The following is a 20,312-nucleotide window of genomic DNA, read 5'->3' as shown; positions in this document are numbered from 1 at the left end:
GACGCACACTCAATTGTTGCGAGACGCACGTGCCAAAGCCGACCCGTGGGGTCGGCAGGAGGCTTCCCATACGTCAAACTGGTGTTCCGTGAGCATTCATCCCCCGTCTCCCGCCCGTGTCGTGCTGCTGTGCGGCCCCTCGGGCTCGGGCAAGTCACTCGTCGCCGCCCGTTCCGGGCTTCCCGTGCTGCGCCTCGACGACTTCTACAAGGAGGCCGACGACCCGACGCTGCCTCTGGTGGAGGGGAGTTCGGACATCGACTGGGACCATCCGCTGTCCTGGGACGCGGACGTCGCGGTCGAGGCCATCGCCCGGCTGTGCGCCACGGGGTCGACGACCATACCGGTGTACGACATCTCGCAGAGCGCGCGGACCGGCGAGGAGACGCTGTGCATCGACCGCACCCCGCTGTTCATCGCGGAGGGCATCTTCGCCGCCGAGATCGTGGAGCGCTGCCGTGAGCTGGGCCTCCTGGCCGACGCCCTGTGTCTGAACCGCGGGCCGTTCACCACCTTCCGGCGCCGCTTCCTGCGGGACCTGAAGGAGGGCCGCAAGTCGGTGCCGTTCCTGCTGCGACGCGGCTGGCGGCTGATGCGCGCGGAGCGGTCGATCGTCGCCCGCCAGGTGTCGCTGGGCGCCCACTCCTGCGACCGTGACGAGGCACTGGGCAGGCTCGCGACCGCGGCGGCGGGCCGGCAGGTGCGGGCGCAGACGGCGGCCTAGCCGAACGCGGAAGCCGTACACAAACAGCCGTACAAGCGCAGCCGTACACACGGAAACGGGACTGGACGGACCCCCCGGCCCTCCAGTCCCGCTTTCCTGCGCTCCCCCGCGTCCCCCGTGGTGGAGCTCCCCCGTACTTCCCCCGTACGCCCCCCGGTACTTCCCCCGTGAGTCCCCCCGGACCCCCGGTTTCCCCGTTCCCCCTCCGACCTTCAGGCGACCAACTCGCCGAAGGCGTTCTCCTCGTCACGGCCGAAGCTGAGGACCTCGTCCTCGCGCAGCCGGCGGAGCGACCGCCAGATGCTGGACTTCACCGTGCCGACACTGATGTCGAGGATCTCCGCGATCTCCGGGTCCGTGCGGCCCTCGTAGTAACGGAGGACCAGCATGGTGCGCTGGAGTTCGGGCAGCCGGGCCAGCGCCTGCCACAGGACCGCGCGCAGCTCCGTGCCGCGCATCGCGTCCGTGTCGCCGGGCGTCTCCGGCAGTTCCTCGGTCGGGTACTCGTTGAGCTTGCGGCGCCGCCAGGCGCTGATGTGCAGGTTCGTCATGGTGCGGCGGAGGTATCCGCCGACCGCCGCCTTGTCGCTGATCCGGTCCCACGCCCGGTACGTCGAGAACAGCGCGCTCTGCAGCAGGTCCTCGGCCTCGAAGCGGTCACCGGTCAGGTGATAGGCGGTTGCGTACAGGGAGGCGCGGCGCTCCTGGACGTAGGCGGTGAACTCCGCCTCCGTCAGCGAGCGGCGCTCCCCCGTGTCCTCCCTGTACGCGGTTCCCCCGTGGGCCCCCGTGACCCCCGTGTTGCTTCCCCCCGTATGAGCGTCAACCACCGACATGTACGTGGTGTGCTGACGCCCGGTGCCGCGAGCGCACCCCCGCCCGCTCACGGCACCGGACTTCTCGGAACCCCGGTTCACGTCGTGCAGACGCGTGATCACTGCGCTGGTGCTCAGGCTGTGCAGCGTGTTCATCTCGCGCCCCCCGTCGTGGACTTACGGTGTTCGGTCTTGCTTCGGCTTGCTTCCTTGCCTGTGCCGAAAAGCTTGCCCGGGGACCTTCATGGCCGTGTCCGCCGACTGTCACAGACCTGTCACAGGGGTCGGCCACAGGGGAATCACGGAGTGTGCACAGGTGGTGCCGGTATCGGTATTCCGGGCAGCTCCCGGCCCCACAGCTCGTACGAAAGCCCCTCCATGGGCCAGAATGAGCCCCGTGCCTTCCCTGTTGCTGATCGAGGACGACGACGCCATCCGCACGGCCCTGGAGCTCTCACTGACGCGCCAGGGACACCGTGTGGCCACCGCTGCCACCGGCGAGGACGGACTGAAACTGCTGCGCGAGCAGCGTCCGGACCTGATCGTGCTGGATGTGATGCTGCCCGGCATCGACGGGTTCGAGGTGTGCCGGCGCATCCGGCGCACGGACCAGCTGCCGATCATTCTGCTGACCGCGCGCAGCGACGACATCGACGTGGTGGTCGGACTGGAGTCCGGCGCCGACGACTATGTCGTCAAGCCCGTGCAGGGCCGTGTGCTGGACGCCCGGATCCGGGCCGTACTGCGGCGCGGGGAACGGGAGTCCAGCGACTCGGCGACCTTCGGCAGCCTCGTCATCGACCGCTCGGCGATGACCGTGACCAAGAACGGCGAGGACCTGCAGCTCACACCGACCGAGCTGCGGCTGCTCCTGGAGCTGAGCCGGCGGCCCGGTCAGGCGCTGTCCCGGCAGCAGCTGCTGCGGCTGGTGTGGGAGCACGACTACCTGGGCGACTCCCGGCTGGTGGACGCGTGCGTGCAGCGGCTGCGCGCAAAGGTGGAGGACGTGCCGTCGTCCCCGACGCTGATCCGTACCGTGCGTGGTGTCGGCTACCGCCTGGACACGCCTCAGTGACGGACGCGCAAGGGGGTATCCGCGGCTGGGCCGCGGGTCGCAAGGGAACCGTGTCGCGGCTGCGTTTCACCAGTCTGCGGCTGCGTCTGGTCGTGGTCTTCGGGCTGGTGGCGTTGACGGCCGCCGTGTCGGCGTCGGGCATCGCCTACTGGCTCAACCGGGAGGCCGTACTCACCCGTACCCAGGACGCGGTGCTGCGCGACTTCCAGCAGGAGATGCAGAACCGCGCGGGCGCGCTGCCCGTGCACCCCACCCAGGACGAACTGCAGCGCACCGCGGGCCAGATGGCCAACAGCAGCCAGCGCTTCAGCGTGCTGCTGGTCGGCGAGGACGCGAACGGCAAGACGGTGTACGGCAACTCCGGCGGCCTGAACGGGTTCGCGCTGGAGGACGTGCCCAAGTCGCTGCGCGCCGCGGTGAACAAGCAGCAGGAGGTGACGGGCAGCAACAAGTCGCCGTACCACTTGTACTGGCAGCGGGTCGTCGAGCGCGGCACCCCGTATCTGGTGGCCGGTACGAAGGTGATCGGCGGCGGTCCCACCGGCTACATGATGAAGTCCCTGGAGCCGGAGGCGAAGGACCTCAACTCCCTCGCCTGGTCGCTCGGCATCGCCACCGGCCTCGCGCTGATCGGCTCGGCACTGCTCGCGCAGGCCGCCGCGACGACCGTGCTCAAGCCGGTGCACCGGCTCGGGGTCGCCGCCCGGCGGCTCGGCGAGGGCAAGCTGGACACCCGGCTCAGGGTGTCGGGCACCGACGAACTGGCGGATCTGTCGCGGACGTTCAACAACGCGGCCGAGGCGCTGGAGAAACGGGTCGCCGACATGGCCGCGCGGGACGACGCGTCCCGGCGGTTCGTGGCCGACATGTCCCATGAGCTCCGTACGCCGCTCACCGCCATCACCGCCGTCACGGAGGTGCTGGAGGAGGAGCTGGACTCGGAGGCCGGGAGCATGGATCCGATGATCGAGCCCGCCGTACGGCTGGTGGTGAGCGAGACCCGGCGGCTGAACGACCTCGTCGAGAACCTGATGGAGGTCACCCGCTTCGACGCCGGCACCGCACGGCTGGTCCTGGACGACGTCGACATCGCCGACCAGATCACCGCCTGCATCGACGCCCGCGCCTGGCTGGACGCGGTGGAGCTGGACGCCGAGCGCGGCATCCACGCCCGGCTCGACCCACGGCGCCTGGACGTCATCCTCGCCAACCTGATCGGCAACGCCCTCAAGCACGGCGGTTCACCGGTGCGGGTGTCGGTGCGCATCGCCGACGACCAGCTGGTCATCGCCGTACGGGACCACGGTCCCGGAATCCCCGAGGACGTCCTGCCGCACGTCTTCGACCGCTTCTACAAGGCGAGCGCCTCCCGCCCGCGCTCCGAGGGCAGCGGCCTCGGCCTGTCCATCGCCCTGGAGAACGCCCATATCCACGGCGGCAGGATCACCGCGGCCAACTCGCCCGAGGGCGGCGCGGTGTTCACGCTGCGGCTGCCCAGGGACGCCTCGCGGCTCACCGAGGAGAACGACGACAAGGGCGGCCCGTCCGACGGTTCCAAGGAAGAGGCGTCATGAACGCTCGGCGCCTGCTGGCACTCCCGCTCCTCGCCGCCGTGCTCACCGGGTGCGGCATCCGGGCCACCGAGGTGCCGACCGACTTCGGCGCGGCGCCCTCGCGGGTGCCGTGCTCGCTGACCGAGCCGGATCTGTCGGCCCAGTCCTCGCGGGGCGTGCCCGTGCAGGTGTTCCTGCTGTGCCGGGCGTCGCTGGTCACCGTGGACCGGTGGGTGCGCGTCCCGGACGGCACGCCCGACGCCAGGCGGCGGGTGATCGTGGCACAGGGGCTGCTGGACCAGCTCGCCGAGTCGCCCTCGTCCAGTGAGCGGGACGCGGGGTACACGACGTACGTCCACGGCGGGATGAGCGTGAGCGGCCCGCGGCCCGGGGACCCCGAGGACACGCTGCGGCTGAGCACGGCACCGCAGGAGCTGACCTCGTACGCCCTCGCCCAGATCGTCTGCACGTTCTCCGACTCGGCGGCGGCCGAGGGCGACGGCTCGGTGATCCTGGGCGGGCCGGGCAACGACCCGCTGCGACGGTACGTGTGCACCGACGACGTCCGCTCCCGGCCGGGCAGCACGGAGCCGCCCTCCAGCGAGGTGACGGCGGGCTGACGGCCGGCCGAACGCCTGGTGTGTGGGAGGCCTCATGTACGCACGCGTGACGGATCCGGAACCGATCGTGCACGCGGGTGCGTCTAGGGGGGCGTGCAGCGTCAAGGCTCCATCGGCGGCAGTGCCGCGATCCGCATCCGTGCGACGGGAGGTGTCCTCCTCGTCGCACACCTCGCATTCGTCGCCTGGCTCATGCTGCGGCCGCTGGACGTGCCCTGGGTGATGCCCGCCAATCTGCGCCCGCTCGCTGGTATCCGGGCCGACCTGGCGCTGGGCTGGCCGGAGGCGGCCAGACGGATCGGCGAGGGCCTCGCCCTGCTGGCGCCGCTGGGTGTGCTGCTGCCGGTGACCCACGGCAGGCTCACCGTCTCCCCGCTCGCCTCCCTGATCCGTACGGCGGCCGCGGGCGCCCTGATCTCGCTCGGCATCGCCCTGCTGCAGACCGGTGTGCCCGGCCGGGTCGTGGACGTCGACTCGCTGCTGCTGAACACGGCTGGCGTGGCGCTGGCCCACCTCGCGGTCGTCCCGGCGGGCCGCTCCTGGCTCCGCCGCAGGGGCGAGCGGACGACCCGCACGACAGCCCTCCAGGAGGAGGCACCTCAGGGTCGCACCCCGACGATTCCCAGGGTCGGGATCGCCCCATAGAGCGACGCCATGTCCGCTTCGTCTCCGTAACGTTGCAGGCAGATGGGCAGCCAACCAGTCGACACCGGCACAAGGCGCCCCGTAGGCGACCGAGCCAACTAAAGGAGCGCGCACCGTCATGAACTCCCTCGCCCGCCCCACCCAAGGCCGCATGATCGGCGGAGTCTGTGCCGCGCTGGCACGGCGCTTCGGTACCTCCGCGACGACGATGCGGGTGATCTTCCTGGTGTCCTGCCTGCTGCCGGGCCCGCAGTTCCTGCTCTACATAGCGCTGTGGATCCTGTTCCCGTCGGAGGACAAGGCACGTACGGCCTGGTGAGCCCCCCGGTAAACGTCGTTGGGGCGCCCCGGAGGCTCCGGGGCGCCCCAACGACGCGTGGGGGTTCGAGGGTCAGCCGAGCGGGACCCCGTTCACCGGCAGGCCGTGCGTGGGCAGCCCCTGCAGCGGCAGACCGCCGAGGAGGCCCTTGACCGGCGCGGTCGGGCCCTGGGCGAGCACCCGCTCGGCGGTCGGCTGGGCGGCGGCCAGGCTCGTGCCGACCACGGCCTGGCCCTGGGTGAGTGCCTCACCGGCCCCGGGCAGTGCCTTGCCGACGTTCTCGGCCGGCAGCGTCTTGGTGACGCCGTCCAGGGCCTGGGTGGCGTCCGGGACGGCCGGGGCCGCGTTGGCCGCGCCGGCGCCCACGGCAGCGAAGGCGGCACCGAGGGCGGCGACACCGAGGGTCTTGGCAGCAGACTGCTTCATGGTGAATGCGTCCTTGAATGCGATGACGGGGAATCAAAAAATGTTCCGAGCGGTCCATGACCGTAAACACGCCGGGCCGCCCGCCGCAAACACCGAAATGCGGACGGATGGTGAAACCCGTCCGCATTCCGTGCACCCCGTCCGCCTCCGATCAGTCCTCGGAATCGACAGAACCGCTGGTGGAGGCGGTCTGCCGGAACAGCCATTCGGATTTCAGCTCGGCATATCCCGGCTTGACGACGTCATTGATCATGGCCAGCCGTTCATCGAAAGGAATGAACGCTGATTTCATCGCATTGACGGAGAACCACTGCATGTCATCGAGCGTGTAACCGAATGCTTCGACGAGGTGCTCGAATTCCCGGCTCATGCTGGTGTGGGACATCAGCCGGTTGTCCGTGTTCACGGTGGCCCGGAAGTGCAGCCGGCGCAGCAGCCCGATCGGGTGTTCCGCGTACGAGGCCGCGGCCCCGGTCTGGAGGTTGGAGCTCGGGCACAGCTCCAGCGGGATGCGCTTGTCCCGTACGTACGAGGCGAGCCGCCCGAGCTTCACCGAGCCGTCCTCGTGGACCTGGATGTCGTCGATGATGCGCACCCCGTGGCCCAGCCGGTCGGCGCCGCACCACTGGAGGGCCTGCCAGATGGACGGCAGTCCGAAGGCCTCGCCGGCGTGGATGGTGAAGTGGTTGTTCTCGCGCTTGAGGTACTCGAACGCGTCGAGGTGCCGGGTGGGCGGGTAGCCGGCCTCGGCGCCCGCGATGTCGAAGCCGACGACGCCCAGGTCGCGGTAGCGGTTGGCGAGTTCCGCGATCTCCAGGGCGCGGGCCGCGTGCCGCATGGCGGTGAGCAGGGCGCCGACCCGGATGCGGTGGCCGCTCTCCCGGGCGAGCCGCTCCCCCTGCCGGAAGCCCTCGTTGACGGCCTCGACGACCTCTTCGAGGCTGAGCCCGCCCTCCAGGTGCTGTTCGGGTGCGTAGCGCACCTCGGCGTAGACGACCCCGTCCTCGGCGAGGTCCTCGGCGCACTCGCGGGCGACCCGGACCAGCGCGTCCCGGGTCTGCATCACACCGACGGTGTGCGAGAAGGTCTCCAGGTACCGCTCCAGGGAGCCGGAGTCGGCCGCGTCGCGGAACCAGGCCCCGAGTTTGTCGGGATCGGTCTCGGGGAGCTGGGAGTAGCCCGTTTCCCGGGCCAGTTCGACGATGGTCCCGGGACGGAGACCGCCGTCGAGATGATCGTGCAGCACAACCTTGGGCGCCCGGCGGATCTGGTCCGGCGTCGGGATGGTCCCGGTCTGGGCAGTCTGGCTCGTCATTTTCGCACTCTAGCCCCTACGCGCGTAGACGGGCTCGGTGTACGAATTTGTCGATACGTAACAGTGACCCCACGGACGGGTCGCGTACACCCTTACTTCTGACACTGTTCTGTCATGGCACACCAATCGGCGCCGGTGCGAACGGCCAGGCTGGGGAGGGCAGTCGGCCAGGAGCCGACGGCGGTGAGCGGGGTGGCGCTGCTGCTCCCCGGCGGTGAGGAGGTCTCGGCCAAAAAGCCGTCCTCCGTATGGGCGACGGCCTCCGTCCGCTCCCTCGGCAGGACACTCGCGCGCGCGGGGCGCGGCGAGGGGATGGCCACGCATGTCGTCCACTACCGCTATCGCGGCTGGAACGGCAGCGAGGCGCACCTGGCGGCGGACGCGGCCTGGGCCGTGGACGAGGTCCTGCGGCGCTACGGCGACGTCCCCGTCTGCCTGGTCGGCGTGGGGATGGGCGGCCGGGCGGCGCTGCGCGCGAGCGGGCACGAGGCGGTCAACTCCGTGGTGGCGATCGCCCCCTGGCTCCCGGAGGACGATGTCGCGGCCGCGCCGGAACCCGTGAAGCAGCTCGCGGGACGCCGGGTGCTGATCGTGCACGGCACCAATGACGAGCGGACGGATCCCGAGCTGTCGTTCCGGCTGGCGGCGCGGGCGAAGAAGGCGAACCGGGAGGTGTGCCGGTTCGAGGTGCATGCGGACGGGCACGCGTTGCACCAGTACCGCGACGAGGTGCACGCGCTCGCCTCGGACTTCGTGATGGGCGCACTGTTCGGGCATCCGCTCTCCCGCCCGGTGGAGGACGCGCTGGCCGCTCCGCCGCCCCTGGGGCTGCGGATGCCGCTGGCCGTGGGGTTCGGGAGTTCGCTGCACCGGGCGTGACGCTCAGGCGAGCAGGTTTCCCCGCTTCGAGAGCAGGAACTTCTTGAACGCGGCCACCGGTGGTGTGTCCGGATGGCCGTCCAGCCATGCCACGCCGATCTCCCGCGCCGCCCGGGGAGCCGTGACCGTCAGCTCCACGACCCCGGGGCGGGGATAGGGCGGCGGGGGCAGCAGGGCGACGCCGAGGCCCGCCGCGACCAGACCGCGCAGGGTCTCCGCCTCCTCGCCCTCGAAGGCGACCCTCGGCTTGAAGCCGGCTTCCCGGCACAGGTCGTCGGTGATGCGGCGCAGGCCGTAGCCGGGCTCCAGGGTGACGAAGGTTTCGTCGGCGGCCTCGACGAGGCGGATGCGTCTGCGGCCGGACAGGGGGTGGTCGGCGGGCACGACCAGCCGGAGTTTCTGCTCGTCCAGGCGGCGGGCCACCAGGTCGGGGGCGTCCGGGACCGGGGAGGTCAGGCACAGGTCCAGTTCGCCCGCCCGCAGGCCTTCGAGCATCGCCTCGCCGTAGTTCTGGACGAGGCTGAAGCGGACGCGCGGATGGTCGGCGCGGAAGGCGTGGAGGAGGCCGGGGACCGTCTCGGCTCCCATGGTGTGCAGAAAGCCGAAGGCGACCTTGCCGGTGCCCGCGTCCGCGTCGGCGCGGACCTCGTCGGCGGCGCGCTCGATCTCGGCGAGGGCGCGTTCGACGGAGGTGAGGAAGGTGCGGCCGGCCGGGGTGAGGGAGACGGTGCGGCCGCGGCGGGCGAACAGATCCACGCCCAGGTCGCGCTCCAGGCGGACCATGGCCCGAGACAGGGTCGACTGCGGGACCTGGGTCTCCTGCGCGGCCCGGGTGACGTGCTCGGTGCGGGCGACGGCGGCGAAGTAGGCGAGGCGCGGGGCGAGCAGTCGCGCCATGTCGGCCATGTCTTCTGTGTCACTGGACGGTGACAGGCGGGACTGTGACCTCTGCTGTTGCACCATGGGAACGATTATGACGAGTCCATGCATTGGACGGATGAGTCGGGGCGTACGTAGCTTCGAGGCATGTCTCCCGCCAGTACCGGGGCGTCCACCGTCGTGGGCGCCGTCCCGTCCGTTTCCGCCTCCGACTCCCGTACGGCTTCCGCTCCCGACTCCCGTATGGCCCCGGGCGGCCCCGGCTACCGCCGAATGAGCCTCGCCCTCTTCCTGGCCGGTGTCGCGACCTTCGCGCTCCTCTACTCCACGCAGGCGCTGCTGCCGCTGATCTCCGGCGAGTTCGGGGTGGCGGCGGGCGAGGCGAGCTGGACGGTGGCCGCCGCGACGGGCGGTCTGGCGCTGTGCGTCCTGCCGATGAGCGCGCTGTCGGAGCGCTTCGGCCGCCGTACGGTCATGACGGCCTCGCTGGCGGTCGCGGTGTCCGTGGGCATGCTGGTCCCCTTCGCGCCCTCGATCGGCGCGCTGGTGGTGCTGCGGGCGGTGCAGGGCGCGGCGCTGGCCGGGCTCCCGGCGTCGGCGACGGCGTACCTGGCGGAGGAGGTCCGGCCGAGGGCCCTGGTGACGGCGATCGGGCTGTTCGTCGCGGGCAACAGCATCGGCGGGATGAGCGGCCGGGTCATCACCGGCTGGGTGGCGCAGGAGTGGGGCTGGCGGGTGGCCGTCGCCGTGATCGGCGCGATCGCGGTCGGCTGCGCGGTGGCCTTCCGTCTGCTCCTGCCGGCTCCGCGGCACTTCACGGCGGGCTCGCTGCGCCCGCGCGTCCTCGCCCGCTCGGTCCGCGACCATCTCTCCGACCCGCTGCTGCGCCGGCTGTACGCGATCGGCGCGCTGTTCATGACGGTGTTCGGCGGCGTGTACACGGTGATCGGCTACCGCCTGACGCAGGAGCCGTTCGGGCTGCCGCAGGGCATCGTCGGCTCGATCTTCCTGGTGTATCTGGTCGGCACGGTCTCGGCGTCGACGGCGGGTCGGCTGGTCGGCCGACTGGGCCGCCGGGGCGCGCTCTATCTGGCCGCCGGTACGACGGCGTCGGGACTGCTGCTGTCCCTGGCCGACTCGCTGCCGCTGGTGCTGCTGGGCCTGGTCCTGATCACGGCGGGCTTCTTCGCGGGCCACGCGGTGGCGTCCTCGGCGGTCAGCAAGACGGCCACCGAGGGCCGCGCCCAGGCCGCCGCCCTCTACCAGTCCGCGTACTACGTCGGCTCCAGCACCGGCAGCACGGTGGGCGCGATGGCCTTCCACGCGGGCGGCTGGGCCGGCACGGTCGGCGTGGGTGTGCTCGCGGTGCTCGGCGTCGTGACGATCACGGTGCTCGGGTCACGGGCGGCCCGGGTCGCGGTGCGGCGGGAGCCGGCCGTCGCACACTGAGCCGCTCCGGCATTTGCTGATGTCCGTGAAGCAACTGGTCTGAGACGGCGCTGACCTGGCCCTCTTCCCGCCCCGGGGGCCATTGTCAGTGGGCTGCGGTAGCTTCCGAAGTGCTGGAGCGCAAAGGCGCGCCACAGGAACGGCCACAGGGGTGGGTGGACGATGGGCAACGGCACGGCGACGACGGACCTCGACGTCGCACTGGAGAAGCACCGCACCGAGCTGACCGGCTACTGCTACCGGATGCTCGGCTCCGCGTTCGAGGCCGAGGACGCGGTGCAGGACACCCTGGTCCGGGCCTGGCGGAGTTATGACAAGTTCGAGGGCCGCTCCAGCCTCCGCTCGTGGCTGTACCGGATCGCGACGAACGTCTGTCTGGACATGCTGACGGCGGGCAACAAGCGGGCGAGGCCGATGGATCTGTCGGACTCGACGCCCCTGGCCCAGGCAGCCCTCTCCCCCCGCCCGGACAACACCTGGCTGGAGCCGGTGCCGGACGCGCGGGTGCTGCCCACGGTCGGCGACCCGGCGGAGGCGGCCGTCGCCAAGGAGTCGATCCGGCTCGCCTTCATGGCGGCCCTGCAGCACCTGCCGCCCAAGCAGCGGGCGGTGCTGATCCTGCGCGAGGTGCTGGCCTGGAAGGCGAGCGAGGTCGCCGAGCTGCTGGGCACCACGGTGGCCTCGGTCAACAGCGCGCTGCAGCGGGCGCGGGCGACGCTCGCGGAGCGGGAGGACAAGGGTGCCGGGGCGGCGGTGTCGGACCCGCTGGACGAGGAGCAGCAAAGGCTCCTGGAGCGCTATGTGAAGGCGTTCGAGGGGTACGACATGACGGCGCTGACGGCGCTGCTGCACGAGGACGCCGTCATGACGATGCCGCCGTTCGACCTGTGGCTGACCGGGCACGACGACATCACGGGCTTCATGACGACCCTGGGATCCGCCTGCGCGGGCTCCCGGCTGCTGCCGGTCGAGGTCAACGGCCTGCCCGGCTTCGCCCAGTACAAGCCGGACCCGGACGCGGGCGGCTTCACCCCTTGGTCCATCCAGGTCCTGGAAATATCAGACGGCCGCCTCACCGGGTTCCACTTCTTCCTCGACACGAAGCGCTGGTTCCCGCTGTTCGGCCTGCCCCTCCACCTCGAAGCGGAGCCCGACGAGGTGGAGAAGGGCGTGTAGCGCGGGATCGGCATCCCGCAGCCGTATCCGCCCCCCGGCCCGCCGCGCGGCCAGCTCCAGCCGCGCAAGCAGATCGACGACCCCGAGCCCCGGCGGCCCGAGCCCACCCACATCACACACGACGACCCCGACTCCGCTGCCCTCCAGCAGTCCCCGCACGTCATCACAGAACCCGCCCACCTCGTCTTTAGCGACGGGGCCGGGCAGCACGAGTACGGGGGGTGTCTTGGCGTCCACGTGCTGTAGACCGGGCGGGCGGAACTAACTCATCGGCCACCGTCCTTACTTGGCTGGGAACGCGGCTGGTGTCCAAAGTGAGACGGAAGGGTCACCGTCGAACGCATCCACGGGCTGATCCAACACGCCGAACGGGACCGGCGGGGGTCCACCGGTCCCGTTCACCCGAAAGGGAAATCGCCTGTTCAGGCGATACGTTCCAGTACCACCGGGGTCGCCGAGAACTCCGTGCCGGGGGCCGCGATGTCGTACGAGCCCTCGACTGCCTGGAGGGCGTAGTCGAAGCGTTCGGGGGTGTCGGTGTGCAGGGTCAGGAGGGGCTGGCCCTCCGTCACCGTGTCGCCGGGCTTGGCGTGCATTTCGATGCCCGCGCCCGCCTGCACCGGGTCCTCCTTGCGGGCGCGGCCCGCGCCGAGGCGCCAGGCGGCGATGCCGATGTCGTAGGCGTCGAGGCGGGTCAGGATGCCCGAGGCGCCCGCCTTCACCACGTGCTGTTCCTTCGACGTGGGCAGCGTGGCGTCCGGGTCGCCGCCCTGGGCCGCGATCATGCGGCGCCAGACGTCCATCGCCGAGCCGTCGGCCAGGGCCTTCGCCGGGTCCGCGTCCTTCACGCCGGCGGCGTCGAGCATCTCGCGGGCGAGCGCGATCGTCAGCTCGACCACGTCCGCCGGGCCGCCGCCCGCCAGGACCTCGACCGACTCGCGGACCTCCAGGGCGTTGCCCGCCGTGAGGCCGAGCGGGGTGGACATGTCCGTGAGGAGGGCGACCGTCCTGACGCCGTGGTCCGTGCCCAGGCCCACCATCGTGGAGGCCAGCTCGCGGGCGTCGTCGAGCGTCTTCATGAAGGCGCCCGTGCCGACCTTGACGTCCAGGACCAGCGAGCCGGTGCCCTCGGCGATCTTCTTCGACATGATCGAGGAGGCGATCAGCGGGATCGCCTCGACCGTGCCGGTGACGTCACGCAGGGCGTACAGCTTCTTGTCGGCGGGCGCGAGGCCGTCGCCCGCCGCGCAGATCACCGCGCCGGTGGTGTCGAGGACGTGCAGCATCTCCTCGTTGGAGAGCAGCGCGCGCCAGCCCGGGATCGACTCCAGCTTGTCCAGCGTGCCGCCGGTGTGGCCGAGGCCCCGGCCCGACAGCTGCGGGACGGCCGCGCCACAGGCCGCCACGAGGGGCGCCAGCGGGAGCGTGATCTTGTCGCCGACGCCGCCCGTGGAGTGCTTGTCCGCGGTCGGACGGGACAGGGACGAGAAGTCCATGCGCTCGCCGGAGGCGATCATCGCCGCCGTCCAGCGGGCGATCTCACGGCGGTTCATGCCGTTGAGCAGGATGGCCATCGCGAGCGACGACATCTGCTCGTCGGCGACCTCGCCACGCGTGTACGCGTCGATGACCCAGTCGATCTGCTCGTCGCTGAGCTCACCGCGGTCCCGCTTGGTGCGGATGACGGAGATGGCGTCCATGGCCATGGCGTGCGTTCCTTCCGGGAGGTGCGAAACACGCGGCCCCTCCGATCGGATCCGTTCGGAGGGGCCGCGGTGGAGTTACTTGCTGAGATGGTCCGGGCCGAAGGCCTGCGGGAGCATCGCGGAGAGCGGCAGCACGCCCTCCGGGGTGTCCACCAGCAGGTCGGGCCCGCCGAACTCGTACAGCAGCTGGCGGCAGCGGCCGCACGGGACGAGCAGACCACCCGTGCCGTCCACACAGGTGAAGTGCGTCAGACGGCCACCGCCCGTGCGCACGAGCTGGGACACCAGCCCGCACTCGGCGCACAGGCTGATGCCGTACGAGGCGTTCTCGACGTTGCAGCCGGTGACGATGCGCCCGTCGTCGACCAGGGCCGCGACACCGACCGGGAAGCCGGAGTACGGGGCGTACGCGTGGGACATGGCCTCGCGGGCCTCCGCACGCAGCGCCCCCCAGTCGAAGTCGGCGGCCGAGGTCACTTGCCCTGTCCCTTCCGGTACGGCAGGCCGTCCGCCTTCGGCATCCGCAGGCTCTGCGCGGAGAGGGAGAGCACCAGCAGGGTGACGATGTACGGGGTGGCCGTGACGAGCTGGCGCGGAACCTCGTTCGTGCCGGCGTACCAGAGGAACATCAGCGCCGAGATCACGACGGTGATGACGGCCGGGACGAACCTCTTCTTCCAGGCCAGGTACGCCGCGCCGAACACCAGCAGGATCGCGAGCAGCAGGATCAGCGCGTGCACGTTCACCGTACCGCCGCGCAGGTTGAGGCTGTCGGTGTAGCCGAACAGCCCCGCGCCGAGGGCCAGGCCGCCCGGCATCCAGTTACCGAAGATCATCGCGGCGAGACCGATGTAACCGCGCCCGGCCGTCTGGCCGTCCAGGTACACGTTCGAGGCCACGATGGACAGGAACGCACCGCCGAGACCGGCGAAGGCACCCGAGATGATCACAGCGATGTACTTGTACTTGTAGACGTTGACACCGAGGGACTCGGCCGCCACCGGGTTCTCGCCACAGGAGCGCAGCCGCAGGCCGAAGGCGGTGCGCCACAGCACCCACCAGGTGACCGGGACGAGGGCGACCGCGATGACGGTGAGCGGCGACAGGTCGGTGACCAGGCCGCCGACCAGGCCGGCGATGTCCGAGACCACGAACCAGTGCTTCTCGTTGAGCGTGTTCAGCCAGTCGGACAGGCCCGGGATGTCGAAGGAGCCCAGCGAGTCGATCGGCGGGGACTGCTTGGAGGAGCCCTGCGGGGCGTTCTCGAAGGTGAACTTCGACAGGTAGCGGGTGGTACCGAGGGCCAGGATGTTCAGGGCCACACCGGAGACGATGTGGTTGACGTTGAAGGTCACCGTGGCGATGGCGTGCAGCACGGCACCGAGGGCGCCGCCGACCATACCGAGGACGACACCGGCCCACGGGCCCCACTGGTAGCCGGCCCAGGCGCCGAACCAGGTGCCGAGGATCATCATGCCCTCAAGGCCGATGTTGACGACGCCGGAGCGCTCCGACCACAGGCCGCCGAGACCGGCGAGGCCGATCGGCACGGCGAGGCGCAGCGCGGTGGACATCTGGCCGGTCGAGGTGATGCCGTCGGCGCCGGTGATGAGGCGGACGACGGAGGTCAGGACCAGCACGCCCGCGATGATCAGCAGGAGTACGGGGAGCGAGACACGGCGGCTGCCCGGGGCGGGCCGCTTCGCCTGCGGCTTGGCGATGGTCGCGGTGCTCATCAGGCCGCCACCTCCTTGTTGGTGTTGCGGGCGGCGGCGGCCAGCTCGGCGCCGACCCGGCTCTGCTGACGACGCAGACCCCACTGACGGACGAACTCGTACGAGATGACGACCGCGAAGACGATCAGGCCCTGCATGATCGTGGCGATCTCCTTCGGGTACGCCTCCGGGGTCGCGTAGTCGAGGGCGGGCGAGGCCTTGTCGAGGAAGGCCCACAGGAGGGCGGCGAACGCGATGCCGCCCGGGTTGTTGCGGCCGAGCAGGGCGATGCCGATGGCGGTGAAGCCGAGGCCCGTCGGGAAGCTCAGGCTGTAGGTGTGGCTCTCGCCGAGCAGCAGCGGCAGACCGGCCAGGCCCGCGACCGCGCCGGAGATCAGCATGGAGACCAGCACCATGCGCTTGGCGCTGACGCCGGAGGCCGCGGCGGCGGTCTCGGAGGCGCCGGTGGCGCGCAGGTCGAAGCCGAAGCGGGTGCGGTTGAGGACCAGCCAGTACAGGACGCCCAGCAGGACGGCGAGGAAGACCAGGCCGTAGATCTCACCGACGTCGGAACCCAGGTTGATACCGGGGACCCAGCCGGACTTGTGCATGATGCCGGTGGTCGCATTGTTGCCGACCTGCACGCCCCACACGCTGGTGAGGGTGACGTAGCCGATCACGCTGGTGGCGATCGCGTTCAGCATGATCGTCGCGACGACCTCGCTGACGCCCCGGGTGACCTTCAGGACGCCCGCGATGCCGGCCCAGAAGGCGCCGGTGCACATGGCGACCAGCAGCAGCACCGGGACCTGCAGGAAGCCCGGCAGGGCGAGGTGCGCGCCGACGATGGCGGTCATCACCGCGGCGAGGCGGTACTGGCCGTCGACGCCGATGTTGAACAGGTTCATCCGGAAGCCGAGGGCGACACCGATGGCGGCGATGTAGTACAGCGACGCCTGGTTGATGATCAGGACCTGGACGTCCGAGTACGGCAGCTGCTCCAGCATCAGCGTGTACGGCTCGACCGGGTTCTTGCCCGAGGCGATCAGGACGACCGAGGTCAGCACGATCGCGAGGACGAGCGCGATGACCGGGCCGGCCACCGCGAGGAGCATGCGCTCCTTGTCGAACTTCTTCATCGGGCCTCGTCCTCCGGACTGGCGTCTGCCTCGTCTTCTGTGGCGGTGTCTACGTGTTCCAGGTGACCGGACGCGGCCCCCGTCATGGCCGAGCCCAGCTCCTCCGGCGTGATGGTGGCGGGGTCGGCATCGGCGACCAGCCTGCCGTCGTAGATCACGCGCAGGGTGTCCGACAGGCCGATCAGCTCGTCCAGGTCGGCGGAGATCAGCAGCACGGCCAGGCCCTCGCGGCGGGCCTCCCGGATGCGGTCCCAGATCTGCGCCTGGGCGCCGACGTCCACACCGCGGGTGGGGTGGGCGGCGATCAGGAACTTGGGGTCGTGGCTCATCTCACGGCCGACGATCAGCTTCTGCTGGTTGCCGCCGGACAGGGAGGCCGCGGTGACGTCGATGCCCGGGGTGCGGACGTCGAACTCCTCGATGATCCGGCGGGTGTCGGCCTGGGCGCCCTTGGGGTCCAGCCAGAAGCCCTTGGCGTTGGGCCGCTCGGTGACATGGCCGAGGATGCGGTTCTCCCACAGCGGGGCCTCGAGGAGCAGGCCCTGGCGGTGGCGGTCCTCGGGGATGTAGCCGACGCCCGACTCACGGCGCTTGCGGGTGGACCAGGGGGTGATGTCCTCGCCGAGGAAGCGGACGGAGCCGGAGTCGGCGCTCTTCAGGCCGATCAGCGCGTCGATGAGCTCGGTCTGGCCGTTGCCCTCGACACCGGCGATGCCCATGACCTCACCTGCGTGGATGGTGAAGGTGACGTCGTCGAGGGCGCGCTTGGCCTGGCCGGGGGTGGTGGCCCCGGTGAGGACGTCGGCGCCCGCCGCCGCGCCGGCCGAGCCAACCGTGGCGGTCTCGGGCTGGGCGCCGGCCTCCCCGAGGGAGGCGCCGCCGCGGGCGTACACGGTGAGTCCCCTGACCTCGATGACGGCCCGGTCGGTCACCGTCGACTCGGCGGTCTCCGGGGTGGGCAGCTCGCTGCCGACCATCATCTCGGCGAGCTGGCGCGAGGTGGTCTCGGAGGGGATCGCCGTGCCGACCGTCGTACCGCGGCGGATGACGGTGATGTCGTCGGCCACGGAGAGCACCTCGCCCAGCTTGTGCGAGATGAAGATGACGGAGAGGCCCTCGGCCTTGAGCTCACGCAGGTTGTCGAAGAGCGCGTCGACCTCCTGCGGGACGAGCACGGCGGTCGGCTCGTCGAGGATCAGGGTCGTGGCACCGCGGTAGAGGACCTTGAGGATCTCGACGCGCTGGCGGTCGGCGACGCCGAGGTCCTCGACGAGGACGTCGGGGCGGACACCGAGGCCGTAGCGGTCGGACAGCTCCTTGATCTTCTTGCGGGCGCCGCCGCCGATGCCGTACAGCTTCTCGCTGCCCAGCACCACGTTCTCCAGGACGGTCAGGTTGTCGGCCAGCATGAAGTGCTGGTGGACCATGCCGATGCCCCGGACGATGGCGTCGGCGGGCGACGAGAAGGTGACCTGCTCGCCATTGATCGCGATGGTGCCCTCGTCCGGCTTCTGCATGCCGTAGAGGATCTTCATCAGAGTCGACTTGCCGGCGCCGTTCTCGCCGACGAGAGCGTGGACGGTGCCCTTCTTGACAGTCAGGTGGATGTCGTGGTTGGCGACGACACCGGGGAATCGCTTGGTGATCCCCGCCAGCTCGACCGCGACTGTCGACTCTGCGGTGAGCGGAGGGCTGCTGGACGCGTCGATGGCGCACTCTCCTCGGGAAAGGGGCCGCTCTACGCGCGTAGCGCCCCTGCTTTAAATAGTGCCCGGACCTGACCGATCTCGTTTCGTACCCGACTCGATCCGTTCCGAGCATTCTGCCGCGCGAACGGGGCGCGGGCGGCCCTGGCGGTTGACGCCAGAGCCGATCCTTCCCGTGCCCCGTTCCGTGGCCGTAACGCTGCCATTACAGCGCTCTTTTGACCATGCCTACGACAAGGCCTACGACACTCCCGTCAGGAGGTCTTCACCACGATGGTGCCGTTCTTGATGCCCTCTTCGGCCTTCTTGATCGCGGCCTGGATGTCCGCGTCGTTCTTGAAGGTGGGGTTGGAGTCGGCGATGCCCACGCCACCCGACTTGAGGTCGCCGCGGACCTCGCCCGACAGGGGCTTCTTGTCGACGACGGACTTGGTGAGGTCGTACACCGCACCCTCGACGTTCTTGAGGGCCGAGGTCAGGATGTAGTTCTTGTACTTCGCCAGCGCGTCCTGCTTGTACTGGTCGGAGTCCACGCCGATCGCCCAGATCTTGTGCTCGGCGGCGGCCTTGATGACACCCTGGCCGGACAGACCGGCGGCGGCGTAGATCACGTCGGCGCCCGAGTCGATCTGGCCCTTGGCGGCGTTCTCACCCTTGTCCGGGCTGGAGAAGCCACCCTCCTGCGGGGTCTGGGTCAGGTACTGCTTCTCGATCTTGATCTTCGGGTTGACCGACTGCGCACCCTGGATGAAGCCGGCCTCGAACTTGTGGATCAGCGGGATGTCCACACCACCGATGAAGCCGACGTGGTTCTTCTTGGTGGCCTTGGCGGCCGCGACACCGGCGAGGTAGGAGGACTGCTCCTCGTGGAACACCATGTCGGCGACGTTCTTGGCCGTGATGGTGTTGTCGTCGATGACACCGAAGGTGATCTTCGGGTACTTGGCCGCGACCTCCTTGACGGCCGGCGCGTACACATAGCCGACGCCGATGATCGGGTTGTAGCCCGACTTGGCGAGCTGCTCCAGGCGCTGCACCTTGTCCGCGTCGGTCTCGTTGTCGCTGGGCTCGACGTCCCGGCCGCCGATCTTGAACTCCGTCTGCGCCTTCTGGAAACCGGCGTAGGCGGCGTCGTTGAAGGACTGGTCGCCCTTGCCACCGATGTCGTAGGCCAGACCGATGCCCTTGCTCTTGGCGCCGTCGGCGGAAGAGGAGGAGGAGCTGGTCGAGCTGCTGCCACAAGCGGACATGGTGACGGCGAGGGCCGCGGTTGCGGCGCCTGCGATCGCGATACGGGACACCCGGCGCATGGAACGTGACTCCTTTGTGCAAGCGCCCATACCAGGCGCTGGTTCCGCCGCAGCGTAACGCGCGTAGACCGACGAGAGAACCCCACCTTGCCAGAGTGTTATCCGACCGTTTTGAACTTTCCGGCCAACTTCGCCGGTGTCGCGTATCAGTGCGGTTCGGCGGTCAAGATCGCGCCCGGGTGTGACTTTTGTCTACGACATCTACGGCGCCGCGGCGCCTCTTCCGGAGGGGGCCGGCGGCATGGGGCCGCGGGCACGGGGCTGGTCGTACGGAGAGGGGGTCGCCGGTCTCTGACGCGCTGCGGCTGGCTCCGGCGGCAGCTGCTGGAGCAGCACGCCGGCGGGCTTCGGATCGCGGTGGACGACGCCGTCGGCGTGGCCGGCGGTGAGCGCATCGGCCATCCGGGCGGTCATCAGGGCCACGGCGACGGCTGTGAAGGGGCCCATCTCGCGGGGGGGGTGGCGGTGCAGGTCGAAGCCCGCGGCGTCGCTGCCTCCGGCGACATCGAACGGAGCGGCGAGCTCCCGTCCAGGTTCGAGCCTGCCCACGACTCGGCCCCGGACATCGCCGGCCAGGGCCGCCGACCCCTCCGCCACGGGGGCATCAGCGTCGCCCCGTCGGCCACCGTGGCGGGCGTAGCCGCGCCCGCCACGGCCTCCGCCAACCGCACGACCCAGGCAGCACATTCAGCGCCTGCGGCAACACCAAACCGAGCGGCGAGCTCCCGTCCAAGTTCGAGCCTGCCCACGGCTCGGCCCCGGACATCGCCGGCCAGAGCCGCCGACCCCTCCGCCGCGGTCCCGCCCCTCGCCCTCCTGCTGCGCACTTCGCCCACAAGACCGAGACCGCGGCCAGTGAGG

At 70.4% G+C, this 20,312-nt stretch carries 20 protein-coding genes and 2 pseudogenes; 10 read left to right on the top strand and 12 right to left on the bottom strand.

Features of this window, described 5'->3' with window-relative positions:
* Positions 1-121 precede the first annotated feature (121 nt).
* Positions 122-724, top strand: coding sequence for a uridine kinase (locus AB0I54_RS01710; protein ID WP_363294350.1), 603 nt, complete (start codon positions 122-124; stop codon positions 722-724).
* A gap of 212 nt (positions 725-936) precedes the next feature.
* On the opposite strand, the gene AB0I54_RS01705 is transcribed toward AB0I54_RS01710, so the two are convergent.
* The gene (locus AB0I54_RS01705) at positions 937-1,695 is read right to left on the bottom strand and encodes a SigE family RNA polymerase sigma factor (RefSeq protein ID WP_363293847.1); all 759 of its coding nucleotides are present in this window, start codon (positions 1,693-1,695) and stop codon (positions 937-939) included.
* Between the two features lie 241 nt (positions 1,696-1,936).
* Here AB0I54_RS01705 and afsQ1 point away from each other — a divergent pair, with 241 nt between their 5' ends.
* The 5 genes from afsQ1 (at position 1,937) to AB0I54_RS01680 (ending at position 5,751) form a co-directional block, all read left to right on the top strand.
* Complete coding sequence (gene afsQ1 / locus AB0I54_RS01700) at positions 1,937-2,614, top strand: two-component system response regulator AfsQ1 (protein ID WP_263211969.1); 678 nt, start codon at positions 1,937-1,939, stop codon at positions 2,612-2,614.
* On the top strand, positions 2,611-4,188 hold the full coding sequence (locus AB0I54_RS01695) for a HAMP domain-containing sensor histidine kinase (protein WP_363293846.1): 1,578 nt from the start codon (positions 2,611-2,613) through the stop codon (positions 4,186-4,188). The genes afsQ1 and AB0I54_RS01695 overlap by 4 nt, the downstream gene beginning before the upstream one ends.
* Entirely contained in the window at positions 4,185-4,787 is a 603-nt protein-coding gene (locus tag AB0I54_RS01690; RefSeq protein ID WP_363293845.1) for a hypothetical protein, read from the top strand. The genes AB0I54_RS01695 and AB0I54_RS01690 overlap by 4 nt, the downstream gene beginning before the upstream one ends.
* Positions 4,788-4,880: 93 nt before the next feature.
* Positions 4,881-5,432, top strand: coding sequence for a VanZ family protein (locus AB0I54_RS01685; protein ID WP_363293844.1), 552 nt, complete (start codon positions 4,881-4,883; stop codon positions 5,430-5,432).
* 118 nt (positions 5,433-5,550) lie between these two features.
* Entirely contained in the window at positions 5,551-5,751 is a 201-nt protein-coding gene (locus AB0I54_RS01680) for a PspC domain-containing protein (protein ID WP_363293843.1), read from the top strand.
* Positions 5,752-5,823: 72 nt separating this feature from the next.
* On the opposite strand, the gene AB0I54_RS01675 is transcribed toward AB0I54_RS01680, so the two are convergent.
* Positions 5,824-6,177: an ATP-binding protein gene (locus tag AB0I54_RS01675; RefSeq protein WP_363293842.1), complete on the bottom strand. Its 354-nt coding sequence runs from the start codon at positions 6,175-6,177 to the stop codon at positions 5,824-5,826.
* A 151-nt stretch (positions 6,178-6,328) separates the two neighbouring features.
* Positions 6,329-7,492 (bottom strand): adenosine deaminase, encoded by a 1,164-nt coding sequence (locus tag AB0I54_RS01670; RefSeq protein ID WP_363293841.1) that lies wholly within the window; start codon positions 7,490-7,492, stop codon positions 6,329-6,331.
* Positions 7,493-7,606: 114 nt separating this feature from the next.
* On the opposite strand from AB0I54_RS01670, the gene AB0I54_RS01665 reads away from it, so the two are divergent.
* Entirely contained in the window at positions 7,607-8,371 is a 765-nt protein-coding gene (locus AB0I54_RS01665) for an alpha/beta hydrolase (RefSeq protein WP_363293840.1), read from the top strand.
* Positions 8,372-8,374: 3 nt separating this feature from the next.
* Here AB0I54_RS01665 and AB0I54_RS01660 read toward each other — a convergent pair whose 3' ends face one another.
* A complete protein-coding gene (locus AB0I54_RS01660) occupies positions 8,375-9,334 on the bottom strand; it encodes a LysR substrate-binding domain-containing protein (protein ID WP_363293839.1) in 960 nt (319 codons plus the stop codon).
* Positions 9,335-9,397: 63 nt separating this feature from the next.
* Here AB0I54_RS01660 and AB0I54_RS01655 point away from each other — a divergent pair, with 63 nt between their 5' ends.
* Positions 9,398-10,699 (top strand): MFS transporter, encoded by a 1,302-nt coding sequence (locus AB0I54_RS01655; RefSeq protein ID WP_363293837.1) that lies wholly within the window; start codon positions 9,398-9,400, stop codon positions 10,697-10,699.
* 162 nt (positions 10,700-10,861) lie between these two features.
* A complete protein-coding gene (locus AB0I54_RS01650; protein WP_363293836.1) occupies positions 10,862-11,875 on the top strand; it encodes a sigma-70 family RNA polymerase sigma factor in 1,014 nt (337 codons plus the stop codon).
* Here AB0I54_RS01650 and AB0I54_RS01645 read toward each other — a convergent pair.
* The 8 genes and pseudogenes from AB0I54_RS01645 to AB0I54_RS01610 all read right to left on the bottom strand — a co-directional run.
* Positions 11,759-12,034 (bottom strand): STAS domain-containing protein, encoded by a 276-nt coding sequence (locus tag AB0I54_RS01645; protein ID WP_363294349.1) that lies wholly within the window; start codon positions 12,032-12,034, stop codon positions 11,759-11,761. The two genes, AB0I54_RS01650 and AB0I54_RS01645, sit on opposite strands and share 117 nt — an antisense overlap.
* A gap of 263 nt (positions 12,035-12,297) precedes the next feature.
* Positions 12,298-13,581 (bottom strand): thymidine phosphorylase, encoded by a 1,284-nt coding sequence (locus AB0I54_RS01640; protein ID WP_363293835.1) that lies wholly within the window; start codon positions 13,579-13,581, stop codon positions 12,298-12,300.
* 75 nt (positions 13,582-13,656) lie between these two features.
* On the bottom strand, positions 13,657-14,058 hold the full coding sequence (locus AB0I54_RS01635; RefSeq protein WP_363293834.1) for a cytidine deaminase: 402 nt from the start codon (positions 14,056-14,058) through the stop codon (positions 13,657-13,659).
* Complete coding sequence (locus AB0I54_RS01630) at positions 14,055-15,317, bottom strand: ABC transporter permease (protein WP_363293833.1); 1,263 nt, start codon at positions 15,315-15,317, stop codon at positions 14,055-14,057. Before AB0I54_RS01630 ends, AB0I54_RS01635 begins: the two co-directional genes overlap by 4 nt.
* Positions 15,317-16,435, bottom strand: a complete 1,119-nt coding sequence (locus AB0I54_RS01625) for an ABC transporter permease (protein WP_363293832.1) — start codon at positions 16,433-16,435, stop codon at positions 15,317-15,319. The genes AB0I54_RS01630 and AB0I54_RS01625 overlap by 1 nt, the downstream gene beginning before the upstream one ends.
* Positions 16,432-18,144, bottom strand: a complete 1,713-nt coding sequence (locus AB0I54_RS01620; RefSeq protein WP_363294348.1) for an ABC transporter ATP-binding protein — start codon at positions 18,142-18,144, stop codon at positions 16,432-16,434. The genes AB0I54_RS01625 and AB0I54_RS01620 overlap by 4 nt, the downstream gene beginning before the upstream one ends.
* A 251-nt stretch (positions 18,145-18,395) precedes the next feature.
* Positions 18,396-19,451, bottom strand: a complete 1,056-nt coding sequence (locus tag AB0I54_RS01615) for a BMP family ABC transporter substrate-binding protein (RefSeq protein ID WP_363293831.1) — start codon at positions 19,449-19,451, stop codon at positions 18,396-18,398.
* Positions 19,452-19,772: 321 nt separating this feature from the next.
* Positions 19,773-19,925: pseudogene (locus AB0I54_RS01610) on the bottom strand (serine/threonine protein kinase); the annotation flags it as partial.
* 9 nt (positions 19,926-19,934) lie between these two features.
* Here AB0I54_RS01610 and AB0I54_RS01605 point away from each other — a divergent pair.
* Positions 19,935-20,033, top strand: a pseudogene (locus AB0I54_RS01605) (3-isopropylmalate dehydrogenase); the annotation flags it as partial.
* Positions 20,034-20,312: the final 279 nt, after the last annotated feature.

Source organism: Streptomyces sp. NPDC050625 (genome assembly GCF_040654755.1).
Taxonomy (GTDB): Bacteria; Actinomycetota; Actinomycetes; order Streptomycetales; family Streptomycetaceae; genus Streptomyces.
This window is presented reverse-complemented; position numbering and strand designations above follow the sequence as displayed.